This window comes from Pelagicoccus sp. SDUM812003 (assembly GCF_031127815.1).
Classification (GTDB): Bacteria; Verrucomicrobiota; Verrucomicrobiia; order Opitutales; family Opitutaceae; genus Pelagicoccus.
The window spans coordinates 99,153-122,865 of the sequence record NZ_JARXHY010000012.1; the positions used below are offsets into that span (position 1 = coordinate 99,153).

Below are 23,713 nucleotides of genomic sequence, written 5' to 3' on the forward strand. Positions count from 1 at the left end.
AGGAGCGCTAGCTCTGAGCTGGCGGGTACCAAACGTAGAGGAAGAGATAGACCAGCACTCCTGTCACCGAAACGTACAGCCAGATCGGATAGGTTACGCGGGCCCACTTCTTGTGCAAGGCGCGGCGGTCCTTTATTCCCAGATAGGCTGTTCGCAGCACCAGAACGGGAATGGTCATGGCTAGAATGATATGCGAGATGAGCATGCTGTAGTACACCACCCGAATGAAGCCTTCGCCGTTGAAAGGCGTGTGCACCGTATTGGCGATGTACTTATGGTAGAGGTAGCCGATGAGGAATATCGCGGAAACGATGATCGACGAGCCCATCAGGGCGCGGTGGGCCTTTTCGGCTTTCGATTTGATAGCGATCAATCCCGCCACGATGAGGACGGTGGCGATCGCATTGAGGGCCGCGTTCAGAGCTGGAATATCGCTTACGTTCATGAATGGAAAACCCACTTATGAGAGTATCCAACGATCGATTACGAGCGAAAAGAGCACCGCAGGCAGATAGAGAATGGAGTTGAAAAACAGCTTTCTGGCTGCGAGATCGCGATTGACGGACGTCGCGAATCGGTAGGATCTCACGAGAATCCAGATGCCGAATACGAGCGCCATCGATCCATAGATCCATGAGCATTGTCCCCAAAGGATCGGCAGCAGGCTGATCACGAGCAGCGCCACGGCGTTCGCCGTAGCCCAAGCCCCGGCCTTGCGGCCGCTCGGATCGATCACGGTGAGCATGGGGAAGCCGGCGGATTCGTAATCCTTGCGAAAGGTCCAGGCGATAGCCATGAAATGGGGAATCTGCCAAACGGTGAGGATGCCGAAAAGCACCCAGCCTAGCGAGCTGATGGCCCCTTCCGCCGCGGCCCAGCCGATCAAGGGGGGCAAGGCGCCGGCGATCGCGCCCACCTCGGTGGCCCAACGGGTCCTGAGCTTGAGCGGGGTGTAGAGCGCGATGTAGCTCAGGATGGTGCCCAGTCCGAGCATGCCTGCCAGCAGGTTCGCTCCGAGGCTCAGCTGGCAAACCCCTACGACAGAGAGGGCGACGCCCAGCCAAAGGGCTGCTCGCGAGCTCACCTGGCCAGATGGCAGGGGGCGCTCCCGGGTGCGCTTCATGATGGCGTCGGTTTCCCGCTCGTACCATTGATTGAGCGTAGCGGCACCCGCGGCGCACAAGGCGGTGCCGACCAGAAAATTGAAGAGCAGCCAGAGATCGCGTTCCGGCAAGGCAGCGAGATAGCCCACCAGGGCGGTGATGACCGAGAGCAGACTCAAGCGCGGCTTCGTGAGCTCGTAGTATGCGGACCAAGCGATGGCTTTGGTGCTCGAATCGCTACCTAGCCTGGCCGGTGTGGGCAGGCTCATGCGTTCTGATTGCTTCACGTTCACGCTTGGACGGTGTGACCGAGGCTGGTGGCTTCGCCTTTGGCCGCGGGATTCCTCGCATCGGAGGCGGCGGAGGTTCGGTCCAGTTTGGATTTGAGGCTTCTGTACGTCATTGACCAGCAAAGGGCCAAGGTGAATGCCCCGTTGAGCATGTGCAAGGTCGTGACATGCTCATTGCGCACTTTCCAGATAACGAGGGCGCCAAGCGCGACTTGTATTAGGAGGAGAAATAGCAGGCCGATGGAGGACTTGAGCAAAGCGGCGCGAGCCGCGGGCTCCTTCCAGATGCGAACGCAGTAGGCGACAAGGGCCGCGGTGACCACGACGGCACCGACTCGGTGAGCGAAATGGATTGCGATTTCGAAAGTGAATACCGGCGGGATCAGGGTGTCGTGCGGGGTCAATGGGAAGGTGGGGATGGCCAGACCCGCGTGAGCGTGCCGCATGATGGCGCCTACGATCAGCTGGAGCACGATGGCGGCGCAGGCAAGCAAGCCCCAAGTGGAGAGCGAGGACCTCGGCTGCTGGGCGAAGCCGGCGTTGCGCTCGATCCAGGAGCGGCTGTTGGAGATCACGAAAGCGATAAGCAGGCAGAGGAAAAGTTGGGCCAAGGTGGCGTGGGCTACCGCGAAGCTCTGCGCGTAGAGATTGTGGTCGATGTCCAAATTCAGCTGATCGAGCTTCACCCGGAGTCCTCCCAGCAAGCCTTGGAAAATGACGAGTCCTACCAGCCAGTTTCCCATAGATCGAACTCGAGGCGCCGCCTTGGAGAGGTGGGCGAGCACGCACATGCCGATGGAGAGCAGGCCCATCACCATGCCCAGCAGGCGGTGCGAATGCTCGGCCGCCATGTCGCGATTTTCCAGCCAGCCCTCCGGGTTGATGGACCCATTGGAAAGCGGCCAGTCCAGAAAGGCCATGCCGGCTCGGATGGTGGTGGTGAAGCCCCCCGCGTAGAGGAGAAACGTGATCCATACGAGCGACGCCAGCCCGAACCAAAAAAGGGCGGGCTTGTAGTCGAAATCTGTCTTTCTGTCGGCTTTTACTGGCATTTTAGGCATGGGCTGCTTCTTTAGCGAAACAGTATGAACGCGCTTCACTTCTTTCTCGCGACGGCACGACGCTCGAACAGGACAGGCATTCTCCAGCTGCTGACGGTCCTCGGGATCACAGCAGGGCTATTGGGATGCGCCCAAAAAAACGAAAGTCAAGAAGATGACAATGAGGAGGGTTATCCCTTAATCGGAGTAGTTCAATCCGTTGATGCGGAACGGCTGCAAATGACGGTGGCTCACGAGGAGATCCCCGGCTTCATGGAGCCCATGACCATGGTCTTTCGCGTGGGCGCGGGAGACATAAAAGTGGTCGAGCCGGAGATGCGCATCAAGGCTCGCTTGGTGCGGGACGAGGATGGCGGTTTCCGTTTGACCAAGATCTGGCCCATCGACGACCGGGCGGCCAAGGAGATGCGTGAGGTTAATAAGCGCCTCGCGAAGCAGGCCGAAGCGCTCGGCTCTGGGTATTATCTCGCCGAGGGCGACAGCCTGCCGGATTTCGCCCTTTTGGACCAGTTCGGCGAGGTGGTGAAACCGGAGGACTATGAAGGAAAGGCCTTCATGATAAACTTCATCTTCACTCGCTGCACCGACGCCAAGATGTGCCCGCTCTCCACCTCCAAGATGGCTCGCCTGCAGAAGATGGCCCAGGAGGCGGGGCTCTCGAACCTGGAGTTCATATCAGTGACTCTGGATCCGAAGTTCGACACGCCGGGAGTGCTGCATTCCTACATGGAAGCCTATGGGATCGACGGGCAGAACTTCCGTTTCGTGACCGGCGAAAAGGCTGCGGTTTACCAGCTGATTCGAAGCATGGGGGTGACCAATATTCAGGATGGCGAGGAAAACATCATCCATAGCCTCGCCACCAGTCTCGTCGGGCCCGACCGCAAGATCGTGATGCGCTCCACCAAAAGCGCTTGGGAGCCGGAAGCGTTCCTGGAGGCTGCGAAAGCCCTTTGAGCTTGGATCGCGCGATCCGTGGCGTCTCCTGTCTGGCAACTCTTTTTTGCAACGTTGCAAAAAGGAGTGGCAGCTCGCGATTGGGTAGGGACTGAGCTAGGCCGTTGCGTCCGGCTGGAATCTGCTTCGCAGGGAAGCTCGATCGTTGATTCGCTTCGGGTCGATCGCTCCGCTGCTTGCGGCACGCTGTAGGTCGCCGGGTCGAGGCGACAAGGCGGAATGGCGGGTCAACGCCCCTCTTGCAGTGGGCGGTTGGCTTGGTTCAGGCGCCGCGCTCTCTGAGGCATTTCCCGAGCCTCGAATCGGTCGCCGGAGCCTTGCTCTCTGGCCCACCTACTCGTGGCGCAGGGCTTCCACTGGATGCAGGTTGGCGGCTCGCACCGCGGGCAGAAATCCGAATCCGATGCCGATCAGCGAACACACCGCCACGGCGGCTCCGATCCAAAACCAAGGGATGATCATGGAAGCGTTGAGTTGAGTGGCCACGATGTTGCCAGCGACCATGCCGACTAGGATTCCCACCGCGGCCCCCACTTCCGATAGGAACACCGCCTCCAGCAGAAACTGCGAGAGGATGCCGCGCTTGCGGGCGCCAAGCGCTTTGCGCACTCCGATCTCGCGCGTGCGCTCCGTCACGCTGACCAGCATGATGTTCATGATGCCGATGCCGGCGCAGGCCAGAGCGATGCCGCTGATGCCGAGTCCGCCTGCCCCGATGTAGAGGGCGAGTTGTGCGTACTGGGCTTGCAGGGCTTGATTGGAGGTGATTTCGAAATTGTTTTCGTCCTCGGGCAGCAGGCCGCGAGCGATGCGCATCTCGCCGATGGCGATGTCCTCGACGCGCTGCATGTCCAAGGCGTCGTCGGCCTGCACGGCGATTTCCATGCTGCGTCGCCGGTGCCAGTTGTTCTGCACGAATTTAGTGATCGGGATGAGGGCGATGCCGTCCAGAGAGTTGCCCATGAACTCGCCGCGCTTTTCCAGCACGCCCACCACCGTGTACCACTCGCCGTCCATGTTGATCTGCTTGTCGATCGGGTCCTCGTTGATGAAAAGCTCGTCTAGGAGCTCCTGTCCAATGACGGTGACAGGGCGGTTCAGCTCGACGTCCGCAGGAGTGATGTTTCTTCCGAAGGCAAGTTCGTACTTGTTGGTGATGAGATAGTTCTCGTTGGTGCCGATGATCCGGATACGCGGTTGCGTGCGATGGTCGCGGTAGCGGGCTCGCTCTCCGCCATCGGTCGACGTCAAGGTCGTAGGGATGCCGAGCTCGTCCATGGCGAACTTGAAATCCTGGGCTTCGCTCGGGCTGATGGGGGGCCGTCCCCAGAAGCGTCGCCGCGAGCCGGGAGCCAGCTGCAGGGCCGGGTCCTTGGCGATTTGCAGCACGTTGGCCCCGAATACGCTGAAGCTGGTATCGATGCTGTGCTTCATGGCGGAAAGGGCGGTCATGACGCCAACTACCGAAAAAACGCCGATCGCGACTCCTAGGATGGTGAGCGAGGAGCGCAGGATGTTCGAACCCAGCGAGGTCATGGCCTGCTCGATCAGGTCGGAAAAGAGGAGTCTGCCTTTGCTTTTTCTACTCATGACGCAAGGCGTTGGCGGGTTCGAGTTTGGAGGCCATGAGGGCGGGCACGAATCCGGATAGGATGCCGGTGGCTACCGACAGCAGAAAGGCCACCGCCATCAGCTCGAAGGAGAGGCTCGCGGGGAAGGTCGGCAGCAGATGCTTGACGAGAAACAGCGAGCCGTAGGCCAGGGTGAGCCCGATCACGCCGCCCAGCAGGCAGATGGAAACCGCCTCCATGAGAAACTGGGTGAGAATGGAGCTTCGCCGGGCTCCGATGGCTCGACGGGTGCCGATTTCCTTGGTGCGTTCCTTCACGCTGACGAAGGTGATGTTCATGATGCCCACCGCTCCGACGAAAAGCGAGAGGCCGGTGATCACGAATCCGGCGATGGCGATCCCTGCTTTGACCGGGCCGATGGTCTCTTCGATGGCGTCCGAGGCGTTGACCTCGAAATCGTTTTCCTCGCCCGGCTCCAGGCCGCGCACGCGCCGCATGGCGCCGATGATCTCGTCGCGCGCCGCTTCGCGATCGGTTTCCGGTTTCTTGACTACGCGAATTTCCGCCCCGTTCCAGCGCCGCCAGCCCACGAAGAACTTGCGGGCTGTCTGCAGCGGGAGGATGGCTTGGTTGTCGAAGCTGGCGAACCCGAGGAACTTTCCTTGCTCCTCCAAAGTGCCGATCACGGTGAAGGAGATGCGAGCCAGCTTGACCCGTTTTCCGATCGCGCGATCCTCCTCGCCGGGAAAGAGCGTCTTGACCACGCCTGCTCCGAGGATGACCACGTTTTGTCCGGACGTCGCTTCGGTGGGGGTGAAAAATCGACCTTGCTCGATGCTGGCGGTGTTGACGAAGGAAAAGTCGGCGTTGGAGGCGGTCATCTGGATGCCGTTCAGCGAGCGATCCTCATAGGAGATGCCGCGCTGGAAGCTCAGGATGGGAACCGCGATCATCAGTCCGGAATTGGGCGTGTCGGCGATGATCTCATTTAGCTCCTCGGCATAGCTGGTCTCGAGGTTGGGGCGATTGCGGTACTTTCTCCAATCGTCGCCTACGTCCTTCCAAGGGAATTTCTGAACGTAGAAATGGTCGTCGCCCAGCATGCTCATACTGTTGCGAAATCCTGTATTGATTCCGTTGATACCAATGCCGATCGATATGACGGCCCAAACGCCGATGATCACGCCAAGCGCGGTGAGCAAGGAGCGCACCTTGTGCTCGCGCAGCTGCTCTCCCGCGATACGGGCGCTTTCCTCGAGGTCGTTGACGAGGCGTCTGAAGGCGGAGCGTTTCATGACTAGGAGGTGACCGGTCGCTCGATCGGAGTATCGCTTTCGATCAATCCGTCGCGGAGCCGGACCAACCGCCGGGCGTGTCGAGCGATGTCTTCCTCGTGCGTCACTAGGATAATGGTGTTTCCCTTTTCGTAAAGTCCTTCGAAGAGCTGCATGATCTCCTCTCCGGTCTTGGAGTCGAGATTTCCGGTCGGTTCGTCCGCCAGGATGATGGAGGGATCGGTGACGAGAGCCCGGGCGATGGCGACGCGTTGCCGCTGTCCACCGGAGAGCTCGTTCGGGCGATGGTCGATTCGATTGGCCAGTCCTACCTGGTCCAAGGCGAACTTGGCCCGCTCGACTCGATCCTTTTTGGCCATGCCCGCGTAGACCAGCGGCAGCTCCACATTGCGCAAGATGGTGGCCCGAGGAAGCAGGTTGAAACTCTGGAAAACGAAGCCGATGCGGCGATTCCGTATGTCAGCCAAGGCGTCGTCGTTCATTTTCGCAACATCCTCGCCGCCGAAGAAATACTGGCCCTCGGAGGGCGTGTCGAGACAGCCAAGCATGTTCATCAAGGTGGACTTGCCGCTGCCGGAAGGCCCCATGACCGCCACGTAATCGTTCGGGTAGATTGGCAGATCGACGCCGTCCAAGGCGTGCACCTTGGCTTTTCCGAGGTCGTAGATCTTCTTAACCCCTGTGATTTGGATGATCGGGTCGCTCACTTTTGGAAGCTAAACTCCTTCTTCGTCTCGGCCTTCTTGACCGGTTTGTCGTGTTCCAGCTCGCGAGTGAGGACGCGGTATCCGCCAGTTATGATCTCTGCGCCCTCCTCGAGTCCCGATTTGATTTCGATGGAGCGGTTGTCCGCCAGACCGGTTTCCACGCGCACCAGTTTGGCCACGCCGTCCTGGAAGAGAAAGACCACCCGTTCCAGTCGATCCGCTCCTCGGGCTGCCCCTCCGAAGCGAGGGCCGTCCTCGCGGGCATTTTCTCCGGCAGGCTCTCGATCTTCTTCTGCCTCGTTCGTTCCAGAGCCATTTTCACCCAACTGCTCGGCCACGACGTCTCTGGAACGCACGGTTACCGATTGCAGGGGAACCTTCACCACGTCCTCAACGGTGGCGGTGCGGATGTCGGCGGTGGCCGTCATGCCGGGACGAATGCTCGAGTCCGGACTTTCCAGCCTCACCTTGACCAGAAACGTGGTCATCTGGTCGCTGTTTCCCCCGTTGCCTTCCTCGTTGGCGGAGTTGGCGATTTCGGTGACCACGCCGTCGAACTTCCTGTCGTTGAGCGCCTCGATCTCCACGCTCGCCTTGTCGCCGATCTTGACCTGCGTGATGTCGGTCTCGCTCACCTCGACGCGCACTTCCATCTGTGAGAGGTCGGCCACGCGCAGGATTTCCGTGCCCTCGAACTGTCCGGTGCCCACGACGCGGTCGCCGAGCTCCGAACTGAGAACGGTGATGGTGCCGGCGATCGGGGCGAAGGTGGTGGCTTTGGCCAGGGAGTCCTTCGCTTCCTTGAGCGACATTTCCTGCTGTTCGATGCGGGATTGCGTCGCTCGGTAGGAGGCCTTGGCCACTTCGAGCGCGGTTTCCGCTTCATCGATCTGCTCCAGGGTGGCGTAGCCCTTGTCGTAGAGATTCTTCAGGCGCTTCAGGTCCAGCTCCGACTGCAGCATGCGGGCCCTGGCTTCCTCGGAATTGGCCTGCGTGGCTCGCAAGGCGGCTTCCTGCTGAAGCACCTGAGCCTCTAGGGTGTCCGGATTGACGCGAACCAGAAGGTCGCCCTTTTCCACTTTCTGGCCGTCCTTCACCGGCAGCTCCACGATTTCGCCGCCGACTTCGGAGGAAATCTTAACTTCCACCTCCGGGTAGATCTTGCCCGTCGCGGTGACCGTCGCCGTGATGTCACCGCGCTGGGCTTTGCCGACGGTGACCTCGGTGACGGTGTCGCCTTTCTTGAACTTGCTCACGGCGAAGAGAGCGACGCCGATGACGACGATTGCGGTGATCCAATAACGTTTTTTCATGAGGACAAGGAAAGGGGTTGAAGGGGATCAAGGCTCGATGGGGAGGTCCGCATCGTCCTCGAGGGGAACGTTCCAATCGATGCCATGGCGTTCCAGTATGGTGCCTTCCACTCGGGCGAGGGTGATGTCGGATTCGATGGCTTCCAATCTGGCGTCGAGGAGCGAAAGCTTGGCTTGGTCGAGGTCCCTCTGGGCTTCCAGGAGGGTGCGAAAGGTGGAAAGGCCTTCGTCGTATTTTCCGCGCTCCTGCTCGTAGGTGGCCTGCTGGAGCTCCACCACCAGCTCCGCGGCGTACAGCCGCTCGGCGCTGGCCAGTCGATCTCGCCAGGCGCTGCGGGCGCTGCGCAAAAGGTTCTGTCGGATTTCCGCCAGCTGGATTTCGCCTTGCTCGATGCGCCATTCGGTCTGCTTGAGGGTCGCTTTGGCGGAGCGTTGCCCCCATGGGAGGGTGAAGCTCAGGCGCATGCCCCAGTCGTCGCCACGGCGATCGAACGCTTCGCTGAAGGCGTCCTCTCCGCTTATGGGAGAGAGGCCGTTGTAGGAGCTGGACAAGGTTAGGTCGACCTGGGGACGGCGTTCGTTCTTGGCCAGTATGCGCTGCTGCTCCAGCTGCTCCAAGAGCTCCTCCTGAATGTCGGTGTCGAAATTTCGCTCGAGCGCGGTTTGCAGAAAGTCCTGGTAGCGTTCCTCCGGACGAGAGGCTTCGGGCAACTGGCTGACCGTGAGTTCCTGCTCGATGGCCAGTTGCTCGTCCAGGGCTCCGATAACGGCCAGCAGATCGTCGGTGGCATTTTTGATCTGCTGCTCCGCCACGATGATCTCCTCCTGGCGCTGAGCGAGGTTGGCTTGGGCTTGCAAGGTTTCGATCCGGGTGGCTAGACCGAGTCGTTGCCGTTCCTCGGACTCTTCGAGCAAGCTTTGGGAAAGCTCGAGATTGGACCGTCGTAGCTTCAGTCGCTGATAAGCGTATGCAAGTCTCCAATACGCGGTTTCGGTTTCCTGCAGGAGGTCGAACACTGCGCTTCGGGTTTGCAGGTCCGCCACGCGGGCTTGGGACTTGGCCCGGCGTACGCCCGCCAGATTGACGTTTTTTCCGAAGTCGCGCAGCAGCGGCTGGGTGTATTCGAGACTGAGTGACGCTCGTTCGCTGAGGCCGCCGCCTACGAGCTGATTGAGATCGGGATTGAAACTGGAGCCGTCGCTGCGCGAATGGCGGGCGCTCGCTGTGAGCTGGCCTCCGATAGCGACCCGTTTGGATACGCCAAGCGAGTAGGAGCGCGAGTCGGAAATGGTTTGACGCAGGTTGCCGTCTTCGTCGGTCCAGTCCAGGTCGCTCTGATTGAGCGACGCGTTGGAAAAGAGCGTCGGGTCGAAAGCGGCTTGTTGGGCTTCGATGGACGCTTCGGCGATATCCGGCTCCATTTTCTGGATACGAAGGCTTAGGTTGGCCGCGAGTCCTTGTTCGATCGCTTCTCTCAGCGAGAGATCGAGCGACGCGTCCTGGGCGGGGGCGGTGGTCGAAGTCGCGAGGGCGAAGAGGGAAAGGATCGAGGCGATGGGGAGGAAAGGGGAGCGTTTCACTGGGACTTGAGAACGGGTGTAGGCAGTTTTGTTTCTACCGTTAGCGAAGTTCTACGTAGATCCTGCGAGATCGGTTGCGATTAGTTCAACGTAATTTCGCGTCCGCCTTCTAGAAGTTACGTTTATTCTTTTCGGACAGTGGGAATTCCAGCGAAAGCGACGTGGTTTCCCTGGCCGCAGAAATCACTTCGCTGCAGTCCACTTGGATATGATTTCCTTCAAGGCGCGATTTTCGAATGGCTTGGAAAGGTAGTCGTCCATGCCGGCTTCGATGCAGCGGTCGCGGTCGCCTTTCAGGGCCATGGCGGTGAGGGCGACGATCGGGGTGCGAGGCGTCTTTTCGGCTTCTTCGATGGCTCTGATTTCGCGCGTGGTCTCGAACCCATCCATCTCCGGCATCTGGCAGTCCATGAGAATGATGCTGTAGGAGTGGTTCTTGTACAGTTCGAGGGCTTCGATGCCGTCGCTGGCGGTTTCGGCGTGCAGACCGAGTTTTTTGAGCATGCCATGAATCAGCTTCTGGTTGCCCGCGTTGTCCTCGACCACGAGCACCTTGAGCTCCTTGGCGTCGGCTTCTGGGAAGTCGGGACCTTTCGCTTCCGGCAGGTTTTCGTCCTGCTGCACGCTGGACTCCAGCTGTGCGGTGAAATGGAAGGTGGAACCGGAGCCCATCACGCTGTCGATCTGGATATCGCCACCCATCATTTCCGCCAGGCGTTTGGAGATGACCAGGCCCAGCCCGGTGCCGCCGTACTTGCGGCGGGTCGAGGAGTCCGCTTGCGTAAACGGCTGGAAAAGGCGTTTTTGCGTTTCCTGGTCGATGCCGATCCCCGTATCGGAAACCGAAATACGCACGATGGAGTGCAGCTTGGGATCTTCCAGGCGGGAGGCGGTCACTGTGACGCCGCCGTGTTTGGTGAACTTGATAGCGTTGCTGATTAGGTTGAGCACCACTTGGCGCACTTTTCCGGGGTCGCCGATGACGCATTCCGGCATATAGGGGTCGAAATCCAGGCGGGTTTCCAATCCCTTGCCCATGGCGATGGGCGAGGTGACGTCCAGCACTTCGCGCAAGCAGTTCTTCAGGTTGAAGCTTACCAGCTCCAGCTCCTCGCGGCCGGCTTCGATCTTGGAGAAGTCGAGAATGTCGTTGATGATGCCAAGGAGCGAATCGCCGGAATTGCGGATGGTTTGCACGAAGTCGTGCTGCTCGTCGTCCATCTCGGTTTCGAGCAGCAGGGAGGCGAAGCCGATGATCCCGTTCATGGGCGTGCGCAGCTCGTGGCTCATCATGGCGAGAAACTCGCTCTTGGCTCGGTTGGCCCGTTCGGCCTCGTCCTTGGCAGTCAGGTAGGCAGCGGTGCGGCGCTCGACGGTTTGCTCCAAGCTGATGTTCTGCTGCTCGAGCCGATTGCGAAGGATCAAGCTGTCCATGGTGGTGGCCATGGCGGTCAAGGTCAGTGAGATGTGGGTGAAAACGATGTTGTGCTGCTCGCTGGGGTTCTCCCGATTGAACAGGCCGATGAACATGCCTAGGGTGTGCTCGCGGGTGGAAAGCACGTGGAGCATGAGTTTGTTTCCCATCTCCTCGTCGACCCAGAATAGCGGCTTCTGCTGGCGAAGGGCCCAGGCGAAGGCTCCTTTGCGTATCGAGCGGCGTACGATCTGCTGATAGTCCTCGTAGTGGTCGCTGGGCAAGGTCTTCTCCAGGCGAAATCCGCCCTCCTTCGGGTCGACGAGGTAGAAGCCGGCGGTGTTGAAGGCGTGGATGGCTTCGATCTCGTTTTCCGTGATCTGAATGATTTCCCTCACGTTGGAGGCTTCTCGCAGCTTGCGCTGAAACAGGTCCAGGGTTTCGAAGCGACTGAGCACCTGCTCCTGCTTGTCTAGGTTTCTAAGGTCCATGCCGCTCGCTCAGTTTTCCGTGTCGATGAAGACTCCGCATACTTCGCGGTATTCGCGAAGCAGCTCTTCCATGATGTAGTAGAGGCGGGTTTCGTTTAGACCGCTGTAGTCCCAGGCGGCTTCGGAGAACTCCGGCACGAAACGATCGCCGGCGCTGCCCAACCGCAGGGATTGCACGATGAAGTTGGCGATGTGGATGAGGCTGACGTCCTTGACTTCGTGGCGGGCCAGCACCGGCTTGGCGTGGTAGCGCACCAGTTCCACCACCGAGGACGGGAGACGCCAGTGCCGCATGGCGGAGGCGCCCAGCTCGTTGCAATCGAAACCGAGCACAGCCTGCTCGATCTGGGAAAGCTGTCGCTGCTCCTTGGCGGCTCGATCGAGCACCCGCTGGTAGTCTTCCGGAAACGCGTGGATGGCCAACAGACGTCCGATCTTGTGAAACAGTCCTGCCAGCAGGAAGCGCTCGGTATTGGTCTGCCGGAGATCGAGGGCCATGATGCGGGCGCAGATGCCGACTGCGATGCAGTTTTTCCAGAATTCGCGGGCATCCAGCAGCGGGGAGGCCAAGCCGCTGAAGATGCTCGGCACGGATACGGCGAGGGCGATGTTCTTGAATTGCTGCAGTCCGATGACGCTCAAGGCGTCGGGAACGGTGGTCACGGTGACCGGGTAGCTGTAGAAGGAGCTGTTGGCCAACTTCAGCAGGCGGGAGGAAAGGGTGGCGTCGCTCTCCACCAGCCGGGCGATATCCTCGAAGGAGGACTCCGGGTTTTCCACCGCATCCTCCAGCACTCGGTAGATGTGAGGCAGGTCGGGCACGCCGTTTGGATCGACGAACAGGTTCTTGATGCGAAGATTCACGATTCGGCAGACGGGGAATGGGTGGATTTGGCCGCTTGCAGCACGCTGACCTTCTTGATGATCTGCACGGCGGGATGGGACGACTTTGCGAGGCGGTAGCGCTCGTCGACCTCCGCCTGTACCTTGCGCACCACGCTCTGCGAGAACTGGCTCAGGTCGAATTGATCGTCGTCGCCGTTTTCTCCCTCGATGCGAACGGATTCCACTCCCCACATCATGAGGATCTCGATCTGCCGCTCGCTGAGTTCCGCGCCCGTGGAAAACAGGATCTTGCCGTCCAGGTTGTAGACGTCTGCCGCGAGTTTCATTCCGGCTTCAAGATCGTGGGTCGATTTGTGCGACATGGTTTTATGCAGAGACTTTGGGGAGTCGGGCGGGGCGCGATTCGTGGCGGAGCGGGCGCCATGCGCAGCCCGAGAAGACTCGAACGCTAGCTAAGACGATTCGAGATTCAAGGCACGATATGCTGAACGCTACTGAAAAATAGCTTAGAAGGCGGTCGCTCGCCTGTATCGGAGACTTGGGTACGCGGGAAGAGGTTCCTCACCCCTTGCATGTTCTCCCTAGGCGGAGATGTTGCTTTTCCACATTCGCGGAGGAATCATGGCCATGAGGATCAAGAGCATCTGCGAGCCGACGAAGGCGATCAGGGCGACAAAGGCCTCGCTCATGAAACCGTAGGAGTGCAGGCCGATGCCAAGCATGTTGGTCCCCATCCACGACCAGCTGGTGACCACGTTTCCGAAGACCGCCATGGCCATCAGGCCTCTGGTCTTGATGAATCCTCCCCAGCGCGCGTGCAGGATCAGAGCGTTCCAAAGCACGAGCAGGATGGCTCCGTTCTCCTTCGGGTCCCACCCCCAGAAGCGTCCCCAGGACTGGTCGGCCCAAATGCCTCCCAGAATGGTGCCCACGAAGCTGAACAGTGTGGAAAAGCAGACGATGCCGTAGACCATGCTCTTGAGCGACTTCTCGGCGCTCTTGTCGATCTTGGTGGTGAAAAGCCCCAGCAGAATGAAGACGATGGCCAGGAAACCGGAGAGGAAGGTCGACGCGTAGCCAAGAGTGATGATGATCACATGGGTCGACAGCCAGAAATTGGAGTCCAGCACGGCCCGCATCATCTCCAGGGTATCGCCATCGTCCCCGAGGTGGTGCGCCACGATGAGCGATGAAAATCCGACCATCGCGGCCACGAAGTTGCCGATGCCGTTCTTGTTGAGCTTTTCCAGCAGCAGGGCCAGGAAGACCGCCCCCCAGCCAACGAAGATGGCCGAGGAGTAGAGGTTGATCACCGGCGCGTAGCCGATGATGTAGATGCGGTAGAGGATGCCGGATGAATGAATGAGCAGGGCGACCGCAGTGGTCCAGAACGCGGCATGGTTGAGCGGCTCCTGCCAGCGTATCCACGAAACGATGACCAGCAGGAAAGTCATGACGTACCCGACCATCGAGACGTAGAAAGGGGACAGGTAGTTGAACTGCTGCTCTGCCTTCGACTTGCCAAACGCTTCCGGTGACACGGCGGCGATAGCGGTGTGCAGCTCCTGCACCGCCTGGTTGAACGTATCAGGATCGTCCTGACGGTATGCGTCTACGATGCGGGCGTACTGGCGGGAGATCTCGCTCGGCTCGCCGTTGCGACTGATTTCCGCGAGCACGTGAGCGGCCTTTTCCCATTTCAGGTCCCCGCCTGCGCTTTCCTGAGGGTGGGTGAAGAAGTAGGCGTCGGATTCGAAGCGCTGGTAGGTCGCTCCAAACGACATCATTTGGGCCAGGGCCTGCTCGTTGAAAGCTTCGCCTCGTTCGCGGTTCTCGAAAGCTTCCATGCCCAGCGGCACTAGCGAGCTCAGCGCTTCCTGCTCCTCCACGAAGCTGGGCATTTCCCCATGGTGGATCGAGGCGCTCAATCGGTTGAACTTCACCATGTTGTTCGCCAAGTCGATGGCGGCGCTCTGATAGCGGGTGCGAAGCTTGGAATCGATCTCCGAGGCGGCGACGGCGTCCTTGCTGATCTTTTCGTAGAACGGACGCAGCTCCATGAAGGAGTAGTAGAACTGGCTGCTGCCCTTGCCGAAGAGCATCGCCTGGATCGCCGAGCGCTGCTCGCCCTCAGCCACTTTCTTGGCCGGGAGGATCGAGCGCAAGGTATCGTCGTAGATGCGGAAGACGGGGCGCTGGGCCGCGTCGAGAGGGGAAAACATCAACTCCGAGAGCCATTCAATCGCTTGGTGCCGGGTCTTGTCCTGGTAGGTGGCGGTGCGTTTTCCGTTCATCGCGAGAAGCGAGTTGCGGGCCACTGAATCCAGTGGCTGGATACGCCCGTTGAGCACCACGGGGGTCCGGCCGAACAGGTCGAGATCGAACTCCGTGTCCGGAGTCTGTCTCTGGTAGTTGCTGTAGACGGTGTACAGCAGCAGAGTGATGGAAAAGATGGTGACTAGGCGGCGTTTCATGCGGCTGCTTTCTTCTTTCTTCTATCGCTGTACCGGATCAGTGAATACCCAAACTGGTACATGAGGCCTAGGGTTATGACGGTGCAGGAGATGTACGGCAGGCTTCGTCCTGGATTTCTCACTACTTGCAAGATCGAAGTCGTGTCGTCGTTCATGAAGCCTTGCTGATAGAAGGTCAGGTCGTCGTAGCGCAAGGGGTTGTTCATGTAGATGAGAAACTCCTGCTCCTGTCCGGTGCGATTGTCCTTGAGCAGAACGTCGCTGGAAAAGTTCTTGGGTATGTTGGTCCCGAGGTACCGATCGTGGCTAAAGTCGAGCAGCGTGATTTCGTAAGGCACGTACTCGCGCTTGCGACGCACCTGCATCATGTAGTCCCGGCCTTCGTAGCTGAAGCTCTGCGGCGGCATGAATTCGCGGGCCAGCCAGGTGCCGATGACCTCGGATTCGCGCTGTTCGGTCGCCTTGGCGAAGAGCGTCACGAGCGCGGAGGGAATGTTTCTCTCGTCGGTCTTGCCCGTCTTGGGGATCTCGATCGCCACGTGGGAGAGGCCGATGCCTTTGTTGGCCAGTTTCATGGAGTTGGTAGGAAAGCTGCCGCGCCGCTGCAGGGCGGAATTGGGGAGGAACTCCTCGATGCTGACGTAGAAGGGAAGCTCTTCCACATTGATCTGCTGCTCGCGCTTCATCATCTCTTCCGGGATGGCGTAGACGCGGTCCTTTTCCGGATCGGTGGTGTCGATCAAGGCCAGCTCCGAGTAGCGGAAGCTCTCGGTGTAGCGAGCGGTCTCGCCTTCGTCGATGGTCATGCTGGCCTCCTCCTGAAAAACGCTGGAAATGAATTCGCCGATCAGCAGGAGAATGACGCCGAGGTGGATCATCCAGATGCCTAGCTTGCGGCGGTTGAAGGTGAAACGCGTGAAGGTGACGGTGACGATGTTGATCAGAAAAGCGAATCCGATCAAATAGCCCCCGGGCATGTAGGGAACGGAGATTCCCAGAGAATCGATGTAGCGATAGACGAAGACGGAGTAGAAATACTTTTCCGTAGCCCCGTGGATGCCCAGGTTGGCCTGGTCCAAGGTGCCGAAAAAGATGAGCACGATGGATAGCGAAAGGCAGAGGATCGTCAGCTCTAGCGACGAGAGAAACTTAAGGATCGGCTTCATGTTGTGATGTTCGGGAGCGATCAGCCGGAGCGGCTTACGGGTGATTGTGCTCGAAGGTCACGCTTTCGAGCAGGGCGCGGAATTTGTTGCGCTGCGTTTCTAGGAGCAATGCGTCGCCCCGAAGCTTGAAGAACCACGAGCGGCCGCCGTGTTCCAGGATGGCGACCAGGATGCGCTGGTCTCCCTCCGAGCGCTGGCCCTCGGCGCTCGATTTCAAATCGAAGCTCCTGAATTTCAATCCGTTGGCGGACGTGAAGGTCGTCATCGCCCCGGTGACCTGATCGGGACTCCAAGGCTCCAGTCCGATCTGGCGACGCCATCGGTTCACGTTGGCGGTAAGACCGCCGGTGTCGCCCGGGAAGGAGGTGATTGCGAAATCGGCCGGAGGCAGGCCTTCCTTTTCGATCTTGTAGCTGGCGATGCGAAGGGAGGATCCTTCCGATTCGACCCAGCCCTTGGGCGCGGTGAAATGGACATGGTCCGACTCGCTCATGTCGGGCTCCGCGGCCCCGGCCGCCATCTCCGGCTCGTCGAGTTGCAAGCCGCGCATCATCTCGTCGAATGCCGGGATCTGGCTTTCGACCGCTTGCGACGGGCCCGTCATTTTGAAGAACCAGCTCTGCCCTCCGTACATCAGCACAGCGGCGTAGATGCGCGTCGCCTGGGAATCGTCGGAGTCGCCGCTCAGGTCGACCACCACATAGCTCTCGCCGCTTGGGAGCTCGCGCTGATTCAGCAGTTCGATGAGCTGCGCTTGGTCAACCGTTTCCAGCTCCGCCTGGCCGAGCCAACGATTCACGTTCGCCAGCAGTCCGCCGGTGCTGCCCGGAAAGGAGGAGACGGTGATTTCGACTGGTTCGCCATCCTCCTGCTGAAAAAGGTAGTTTCCCTTGCGAAACGGGGTCGGCGGCAGCTCCTGCCACTGCTCGGCCTTTTGCCAAAGCACGTTGCCGCTCGGCGCTTGCGGGATCACACCGGATACGCCCACTGGGTCGACGTCCTCCTTCGGAGCGTCGTAAACGCGCACTTCCTCGCGACAACCGCTGGAAGCGAGCAGGACGAACAGTAGAACTGGCAGGACAGGACGGAATCGGCGTTCAATCATTTGATTTTTGAGGACATAAGTATCTCTAAACGGATAAATCAAGCAGGACCGGACGTAATCGGCCCAGATGAATCTGGCTAATGGTTGGCATAAGGCGGACGCATCCGAGTCGGCTCGAAAGGGAAGGGTTGCCTTGAAAGCCTGGTTGCGTTGAAGGTTTTCGCGAATGGCAAAAAAAGCGTCTTCTCTTGATAGAATTCTCGGACGGATCGAATCGCTCGACGCGATCAACTTGACCAACCTCGCCCAGAAGCTTGCCCGCGAACGCGACTACCTGGAGACGATTTTCAACACCGCTCTGGAGGGGATCCTAGTGGTGGACCAGGATGGCGTGATCGAATACGCCAACGAATCCAGCTTGCGGCTGATCGGCTTGCAGGAGAGCGAGTTGGGTTCTGCGGTCCTGTGGCGGCTCATCCCCGGTCTTCGGAGTTCGCTTGGCATGCTTGACGGCGAGATGCTGCAGGACTCCATCAGCTCGCGCGAGCTGGAGATCACCTATCCCGAAAAGCGATACATTCGCATCTACATTCTTCCGTTCAAGGAGCCGATCGATGTGGAGGCGGAGGAGAAGCAGTTCGTGGTGATCCTTTCCGATATCACGAGCGAGAAGATCAGCAAGGAAGAGACCATCGAGTCGGAAAAGATCGCCTCCATCCTGCTTCTGGCGGCGGGCGTCGCCCATGAGCTCGGCAATCCGCTCAACTCGCTCACCATTCATCTGCAGCTTTTGAAGCGGCAGCTGGACAGGCTCGATGTTTCCACCCCGACTTCGGAGAAGATGCAGGATTCGCTAGAGGTCTGCCGGGGGGAGGTGGAGCGGTTGGATGGCATCATCAAGAACTTTCTGGAAGCGATCCGCCCGCAAAAGCCAGATTTCCAGGTGCTGAACCTGCACTCCATCCTAGAGGAGGTGTTGCAGTTCGTGGGCTCCGAATTGAACGATCGCGGCATCGCGGTGGAAGTGGAGGTCGAGTCCGCGCCGCCCATCGTGCGGGCCGACAAGAACCAGATGAAGCAGGTCTTTTTCAACCTGATCAAGAACGCCATGGAGGCCATGAAACCCGGCGGATGCCTGCGGGTGAAAACCAGGGACGACGAGGAGCGCATCTATCTGCAGTTCGGGGATTCCGGCACCGGAATAAAGCAGTCGGAGCTGTCCCGGGTATTCGAGCCGTACCACACCACCAAAAAGGGCGGCTCCGGTCTCGGCCTCATGATCGTGCAGCGCATCATGCGCGAACACGGAGGCCTAGTCGGCATCGACAGCCAGGAAGGCGTGGGCACGGTCGTCACCCTGGAGTTTCCGAAACGAAACCGCCAGGTGCGCATGCTGGAAGGTTAGGTCCACGCCGCCAGCCCCACCTTGCCGTATCGAACCCTTTTCTAATAGAGCAAGGACCGCCCCCGCGCGTCGCCACGCACCCGCGCCCGCCCGCCGACTCGTTTTGTCGTGTATGACTACAACGTTGTAGGCTTACGCGACAAGGGAGGGGAGCGGGGCATGATTCTTTCGATGAATAAGTGAGACAAAACATCTCACTTGACCTGCAAGTTCCTGTATTCTAGGCATGCAGCATGGTGCCATCTATTCTCATTGTCGATGACGAGCGGCATACCCGTGAGGGGTTGATGCAGATTTTGGAGGACTCCTACGACATTTATTTGGCGGAGGACGCGGAGCAGGCCTTCAACCTCATGGAGTCGGAAAAGTTCGATATCGTGCTCACCGATCTGCGCATGCCGGGCAAGTCGGGCATGAAGGTGATCGACAAGGCCTTGGCCCTTTCTCATCGCCCGCCGGTGATCATGATGACCGCTTACGGCGACGTCGATTCCGCGGTGGAGGCCATGAAGCGAGGGGCCTACGACTTTCTCACCAAGCCGGTGAATCTCGAGAAGCTGGAAATCCTGATCAAGCGGGCCCTGCAGTCGAAGAATCTGGAGACGGAGGTGCAACAGCTGCACGAGCGGCTCGACACCAAGTTCAGCTTCGAGGGCATCGTGGGAAACTCTCCTGAGCTGATCAAGGTCATCGACCGGGTGAAACTGGTCGCTCCGTCGAAAGCCAGCGTGCTGATCGAGGGCGAGACCGGTACCGGCAAGGAGATGATCGCTCAGGCCATTCACCAAAACAGCGGGCGGGCCAAGGGGCCTTTTGTGGCGGTGCACTGCGCTGCCCTACCGGCCAATCTGCTGGAGAGCGAGCTCTTCGGGCACGAGAAGGGCTCCTTCACCGGGGCTACCGAGCGACGCATCGGACGCTTCGAGATGGCGGAGGGCGGAACCTTGTTTCTAGACGAAATCGGCGAGATCGATCTCACCATACAGGTCAAGCTGCTTCGCTTCCTCGAGCAGCGCACCTTCGAGCGCATCGGCAGCTCGAAGTCCATCAAGGTGGATACCCGCCTGGTCGCAGCCACCAACAAGGACCTGCTGGCCATGACCAAGGAGGGAACCTTTCGCGAGGACCTGTACTATCGGCTCAACGTGGTGCAGATTCGCATGCCGCCGCTGCGCGAGCGAGCGGAGGACCTGCCTCAGTTGCTCAACCACTTCCTCAACGAATTCGCGGAGGAAAACGGCATGGAGCCGCCGCAGTTCGAGCCGGGTGCCATCCAGTGCCTGCGCCGCTATTCCTGGCCGGGAAACATCCGCGAGCTGCGCAACTTCGCCGAAAACGCGGTGGTGCTGCATCGCGGCGGCGTGGTGCACGACTACGACCTGGAGTCGAAGTTTCGCGGCGAGAGCAAGTCCATCGACGGATCGGGCAAGGTGGTTTCCCCGTTGGACAAGGAGGAGAACGAGAAACGGCTCCTGCGCGAAGCGCTCGCCGACGCCAAAGGAAACCGCACTCGAGCGGCTGCATTGCTGGGAATCAGCCGGCGCACCCTGCATCGCAAGCTGCAGCAGTGGCCCGAACTCGACGTGCTGGACCGATAGGAAGCGCCTCGTCCCGATGGCGGCTCGCGCCAGCATTCTGGATACGGCCGATGAAAGACGATTTTGCTCAATTTTCTGTTGACTTGGCTGTTTCGAAATGGATTCTGACGCACCTCTTCAACGAAGCGGGCGTAGCTCAGTTGGTAGAGCACCACCTTGCCAAGGTGGCTGTCGAGAGTTCGAATCTCTTCGCCCGCTCCATTTCCTCGTTATGGGGAGATTGGTCAAATCGTTGCATGCGGGCGTAGCTCAGTTGGTAGAGCACCACCTTGCCAAGGTGGCTGTCGAGAGTTCGAATCTCTTCGCCCGCTCCATTTTCCGCCTCCCTGAAACGGGAGGCTTTTTTGCGTCTATTCGCTTGAGGAACAGGCGCTTGATCGCACAGTCGAGCGCATGAAAGCCGCCGACCTATTCGAGTTTCCCGCCAGCATCCCCTTCGCCGATTTCTTTCGCGCCGACGCCCTCCCTTGGCAATGGATCGGGCAAATCAAGAAAGCCTTGGCCAGCGGCTTCGAAACGAATGTTCCAGGCTCGATCCCGCCCGGCGTTCGCATCTCCGGAGAGGTCTACATCCATCCGAGCGTTGAGTTGCCGGCCTTTTGCTCCATCGAAGGTCCGGCGTGGATCGGGGAGGGCGCGCAGATCCGCCCGGGAGCCTACATTCGTGGAAACGTGATCATTGGCGCCGGTTCGGTGGTGGGAAACTCCTGCGAGTACAAGAACTGCCTTCTGCTGGAGGACGTGCAGACGCCGCACTTCAGCTACATCGGCGACTCCGTCCTGGGCAACGGTTCGCACTTGGGAGCGGGAGTCATTCTCTCCAACCTTCGCCTGGATCAGAAGCCGGTGAAGGCGCTGGTCGACGGCAAGTCGGTGGACACCGGATTGCGCAAGTTTGGGGCCCTGGTGGGCGACCAAGCGGAGGTCGGCTGCAACGCGGTGCTCAACCCCGGATCCATCCTAGGCAAACGCTCCCTTGTCGGACCGCTGACTCCCTTCAAGGGCACGCTAGGGCCCAACAAGCTGCTGGTCAGCAAGCCGGAAACCTCGATCCAGGAGCGATAGGCCCCGTTTTCGCCGCAGCTTTCGCTTGAACAATTGCGGCGCTGCTTCTAAACCCCGCTGCTTCGTTTCCAGAAGCGTCGCCCTCAGCTTCCATCATCTTCCTTCCCGACATGAGAATTCTTTCCGGCATTCAACCCTCTGGCATCCTGCACGCAGGCAACTACTTCGGCATGATGAAGCCCTCCATCGAGCTTCAGGATCAAGGAGAAGCGTTCTACTTCATCGCCGACTACCATTCCATGACGTCGCTCACCGACGCGAAGTTGCGTCGTGAATACACCCAGCGGGTCGCCATCGACTTCCTGGCCTGTGGGCTCGACCCGGAGCGGGCGGTGCTTTTCAAGCAGTCCGACGTGCCGGAACACGTCGAACTCTCATGGATGCTTTCGACCGTTTGCCCAATGGGCCTTCTGGAGCGCTGCCACAGCTACAAGGACAAGATCGCCAAAGGCGTTTCGCCAAACCATGGCCTGTTCGCCTACCCGGTGCTCATGGCGGCCGACATTCTCATCTACGACGCCGAAGTGGTGCCGGTCGGACAGGACCAGAAGCAGCACGTGGAAGTCACCCGCGACCTCGCCAACAAGTTCAACGACCTCTACGGCGAAACCTTCGTCGTGCCGGAGCCGCGCATACGCCGGGACGTGGCCAAGGTTCCAGGGATCGACGGCGGCAAGATGAGCAAAAGCTATAACAATACCGTCGACATCTTCGGCGACCAGAAGGCCATCAAGAAACGCATCATGAGCATCGTCATGGACAGCCGAAGCATGGAGGAGCCGAAGCCGGACGCAGAAGAGAATTTCGCCGTGCAGATCCTCAAGTACGTGACCGACGAGAGCACCTACCAGGAAACCCTGGATGCGCTCAAAGCGGGCGGCTACGGCTACGGGCACCTGAAAAAGAAGCTCTTCGAATGCTACTGGGAGTATTTCGCCGAGGCACGTCAGCGTCGTGAGGAGCTGATGGCCAACCTCGACTACGTGCAGGAGGTGCTGGACAAGGGGGCGGAAAAGGCTCGCTCCATCGCTTCGGTCGTCAACAAACGGGCTCGGATCGCCTGCGGCTTGGAGTAGGGACTGGAAAAACGTTTTTTACATTCCATTCACCACTGGCTGGCTTGAGATTCGCTCCGGTTGGGATGAGGTGAAAGAAGAGCTGCAACACAAATGGCCGAAGCACATAAAATCTCCGTGATGATCGTCGACGATTCGGCGACCGCTCGACGCATCCTGAGCGATATCGTCAAGCGAGGCAACAACATGGAGGTCATCGCAGCCGTCTCGGATCCCTACGAGGCGGTGGCCCAGCTGAAGCGACGCACCCCGGACGTGATGATTCTGGATGTGCAGATGCCTCGCATGGATGGCATCACCTTTCTGAAGAAACTCATGGTGCAGCATCCGCTGCCGGTCGTCATGTGCTCGAGCCTCACCGAAGAAGGCTCCAAGATTTCCTTCGAATGCCTGGAGCACGGAGCGGTGGAAATCATCGCCAAGCCGCGCATCGCCACCAAGCGAGACATGCAGGAGCTGGAAATGCGCATCCACGACGTGATACGCTCCGCCTCGGTCGCTCGATTCCGTTCGCGCTCCGGTTCCCTGGTGAGCAGCCGAGCAGCGAAATCCGATCCTGCGCCGGCCTTCGAGCCCAAAGCCAAGCTTTCTCCTGACGAGGTGCTCGCCCGCCCGAGCCCGACCAGCATCGCGGGAATCCCTGCCACCCAGAAGATCATCGCCGTCGGCGCTTCCACCGGCGGTACCGACGCGATTAAAACGTTTTTGGAAGGCATGCCGACCGACTGTCCCGGCATCGTGATCGTTCAGCATATGCCGGAACACTTCACCGCCTCTTTCGCTCGACGTTTGAACGAAACCTGCGCCATTCGCGTGCAGGAGGCCAAAAATGGCGATGTGGTGGAGCCGGGCTTGGCCCTGATCGCCCCGGGCAGCTACCATATGATGCTGCGTCGAGCGGGAAATCGCTACACCGTCGACGTGCGCGAGGGACCGCTGGTCAGCCGTCACAGGCCATCCGTCGACGTGCTCTTTCGCTCGGTGGCCGCCAGCGCGGGCCGCAACGCCATCGGCGTGATCCTCACAGGCATGGGCGACGACGGGGCTGCATGCATGGCGGAAATGAAGGCGGCAGGAGCCTACAACATCGCCCAGGACCGCGACACCTGCGTCGTTTTCGGCATGCCCAACGAGGCGATCAAGCACGGCGGGACCCACGAGACCTTGCCGCTTCAGAAGATCGCTCCCCGCGTGCTGGCGAAGCTGCGCGGAGAGTAGGGGGCAAGCGGAGCTCGCGCTCTGGTCCCTCGCTCCC

At 59.7% G+C, this 23,713-nt stretch carries 20 protein-coding genes and 2 tRNA genes; 8 read left to right on the forward strand and 14 right to left on the reverse strand.

All coding sequences use genetic code 11. From position 1 onward, the window contains the following. Window positions 1–7 precede the first annotated feature (7 nt). From QEH54_RS16055 to QEH54_RS16065, 3 genes are read right to left on the reverse strand one after another with little or no spacing between them, the layout of a single operon-like run. Complete coding sequence (locus tag QEH54_RS16055) at window positions 8–445, reverse strand: DUF420 domain-containing protein (protein WP_309019725.1); 438 nt, start codon at window positions 443–445, stop codon at window positions 8–10. 15 nt (window positions 446–460) lie between these two features. After that, on the reverse strand, window positions 461–1,390 hold the full coding sequence (gene cyoE, locus QEH54_RS16060; RefSeq protein ID WP_309019726.1) for a heme o synthase: 930 nt from the start codon (window positions 1,388–1,390) through the stop codon (window positions 461–463). 2 nt (window positions 1,391–1,392) lie between these two features. Further along, window positions 1,393–2,445: a COX15/CtaA family protein gene (locus tag QEH54_RS16065; RefSeq protein ID WP_309019727.1), complete on the reverse strand. Its 1,053-nt coding sequence runs from the start codon at window positions 2,443–2,445 to the stop codon at window positions 1,393–1,395. A 33-nt stretch (window positions 2,446–2,478) separates the two neighbouring features. Between QEH54_RS16065 and QEH54_RS16070 the strand changes: the two genes are divergently transcribed. Further along, window positions 2,479–3,411: an SCO family protein gene (locus QEH54_RS16070; protein ID WP_309019728.1), complete on the forward strand. Its 933-nt coding sequence runs from the start codon at window positions 2,479–2,481 to the stop codon at window positions 3,409–3,411. A gap of 333 nt (window positions 3,412–3,744) precedes the next feature. On the opposite strand, the gene QEH54_RS16075 is transcribed toward QEH54_RS16070, so the two are convergent. The 11 genes from QEH54_RS16075 to QEH54_RS16125 all read right to left on the reverse strand — a co-directional run bounded on the left by QEH54_RS16075 (window position 3,745) and on the right by QEH54_RS16125 (window position 17,374). Continuing rightward, complete coding sequence (locus tag QEH54_RS16075; RefSeq protein WP_309019729.1) at window positions 3,745–5,001, reverse strand: ABC transporter permease; 1,257 nt, start codon at window positions 4,999–5,001, stop codon at window positions 3,745–3,747. Next, the gene (locus tag QEH54_RS16080; protein ID WP_309019730.1) at window positions 4,994–6,277 is read right to left on the reverse strand and encodes an ABC transporter permease; all 1,284 of its coding nucleotides are present in this window, start codon (window positions 6,275–6,277) and stop codon (window positions 4,994–4,996) included. Before QEH54_RS16080 ends, QEH54_RS16075 begins: the two co-directional genes overlap by 8 nt. A 2-nt stretch (window positions 6,278–6,279) precedes the next feature. After that, window positions 6,280–6,984: an ABC transporter ATP-binding protein gene (locus QEH54_RS16085; protein WP_309019731.1), complete on the reverse strand. Its 705-nt coding sequence runs from the start codon at window positions 6,982–6,984 to the stop codon at window positions 6,280–6,282. After that, window positions 6,981–8,297, reverse strand: coding sequence for an efflux RND transporter periplasmic adaptor subunit (locus tag QEH54_RS16090; RefSeq protein ID WP_309019732.1), 1,317 nt, complete (start codon window positions 8,295–8,297; stop codon window positions 6,981–6,983). Before QEH54_RS16090 ends, QEH54_RS16085 begins: the two co-directional genes overlap by 4 nt. Window positions 8,298–8,324: 27 nt before the next feature. Next, window positions 8,325–9,878, reverse strand: coding sequence for a TolC family protein (locus QEH54_RS16095; protein ID WP_309019733.1), 1,554 nt, complete (start codon window positions 9,876–9,878; stop codon window positions 8,325–8,327). 183 nt (window positions 9,879–10,061) lie between these two features. Further along, on the reverse strand, window positions 10,062–11,783 hold the full coding sequence (locus tag QEH54_RS16100; protein ID WP_309019734.1) for an ATP-binding protein: 1,722 nt from the start codon (window positions 11,781–11,783) through the stop codon (window positions 10,062–10,064). Window positions 11,784–11,792: 9 nt separating this feature from the next. After that, a complete protein-coding gene (locus QEH54_RS16105) occupies window positions 11,793–12,647 on the reverse strand; it encodes an HDOD domain-containing protein (RefSeq protein ID WP_309019735.1) in 855 nt (284 codons plus the stop codon). Next, on the reverse strand, window positions 12,644–12,991 hold the full coding sequence (locus QEH54_RS16110) for a hypothetical protein (protein WP_309019736.1): 348 nt from the start codon (window positions 12,989–12,991) through the stop codon (window positions 12,644–12,646). Before QEH54_RS16110 ends, QEH54_RS16105 begins: the two co-directional genes overlap by 4 nt. Window positions 12,992–13,210: 219 nt before the next feature. After that, entirely contained in the window at window positions 13,211–15,103 is a 1,893-nt protein-coding gene (gene ccsA, locus QEH54_RS16115; RefSeq protein ID WP_309019737.1) for a cytochrome c biogenesis protein CcsA, read from the reverse strand. Then, window positions 15,100–16,269, reverse strand: coding sequence for a cytochrome c biogenesis protein ResB (locus QEH54_RS16120; RefSeq protein ID WP_309019738.1), 1,170 nt, complete (start codon window positions 16,267–16,269; stop codon window positions 15,100–15,102). The genes ccsA and QEH54_RS16120 overlap by 4 nt, the downstream gene beginning before the upstream one ends. A 34-nt stretch (window positions 16,270–16,303) precedes the next feature. After that, window positions 16,304–17,374: a hypothetical protein gene (locus QEH54_RS16125; RefSeq protein WP_309019739.1), complete on the reverse strand. Its 1,071-nt coding sequence runs from the start codon at window positions 17,372–17,374 to the stop codon at window positions 16,304–16,306. 166 nt (window positions 17,375–17,540) lie between these two features. Between QEH54_RS16125 and QEH54_RS16130 the strand changes: the two genes are divergently transcribed. The 7 genes from QEH54_RS16130 (at window position 17,541) to QEH54_RS16160 (ending at window position 23,676) form a co-directional block, all read left to right on the forward strand. After that, a complete protein-coding gene (locus QEH54_RS16130) occupies window positions 17,541–18,719 on the forward strand; it encodes an ATP-binding protein (protein WP_309019740.1) in 1,179 nt (392 codons plus the stop codon). A 233-nt stretch (window positions 18,720–18,952) separates the two neighbouring features. Further along, a complete protein-coding gene (locus QEH54_RS16135) occupies window positions 18,953–20,317 on the forward strand; it encodes a sigma-54 dependent transcriptional regulator (RefSeq protein WP_309019741.1) in 1,365 nt (454 codons plus the stop codon). Window positions 20,318–20,442: 125 nt separating this feature from the next. Beyond that, window positions 20,443–20,518 (forward strand) — tRNA-Gly (locus QEH54_RS16140). A 37-nt stretch (window positions 20,519–20,555) separates the two neighbouring features. Then, window positions 20,556–20,631: transfer RNA gene (locus QEH54_RS16145), tRNA-Gly, on the forward strand. Window positions 20,632–20,710: 79 nt separating this feature from the next. Next, complete coding sequence (locus tag QEH54_RS16150; RefSeq protein WP_309019742.1) at window positions 20,711–21,382, forward strand: UDP-N-acetylglucosamine diphosphorylase; 672 nt, start codon at window positions 20,711–20,713, stop codon at window positions 21,380–21,382. A 110-nt stretch (window positions 21,383–21,492) separates the two neighbouring features. Then, entirely contained in the window at window positions 21,493–22,458 is a 966-nt protein-coding gene (gene trpS / locus QEH54_RS16155) for a tryptophan--tRNA ligase (RefSeq protein WP_309019743.1), read from the forward strand. Between the two features lie 93 nt (window positions 22,459–22,551). Beyond that, window positions 22,552–23,676 carry a chemotaxis response regulator protein-glutamate methylesterase gene (locus QEH54_RS16160; RefSeq protein WP_309019744.1) on the forward strand — a complete coding sequence of 375 codons (1,125 nt, stop codon included), beginning with the start codon at window positions 22,552–22,554 and terminating at the stop codon, window positions 23,674–23,676. Window positions 23,677–23,713 lie beyond the last annotated feature (37 nt).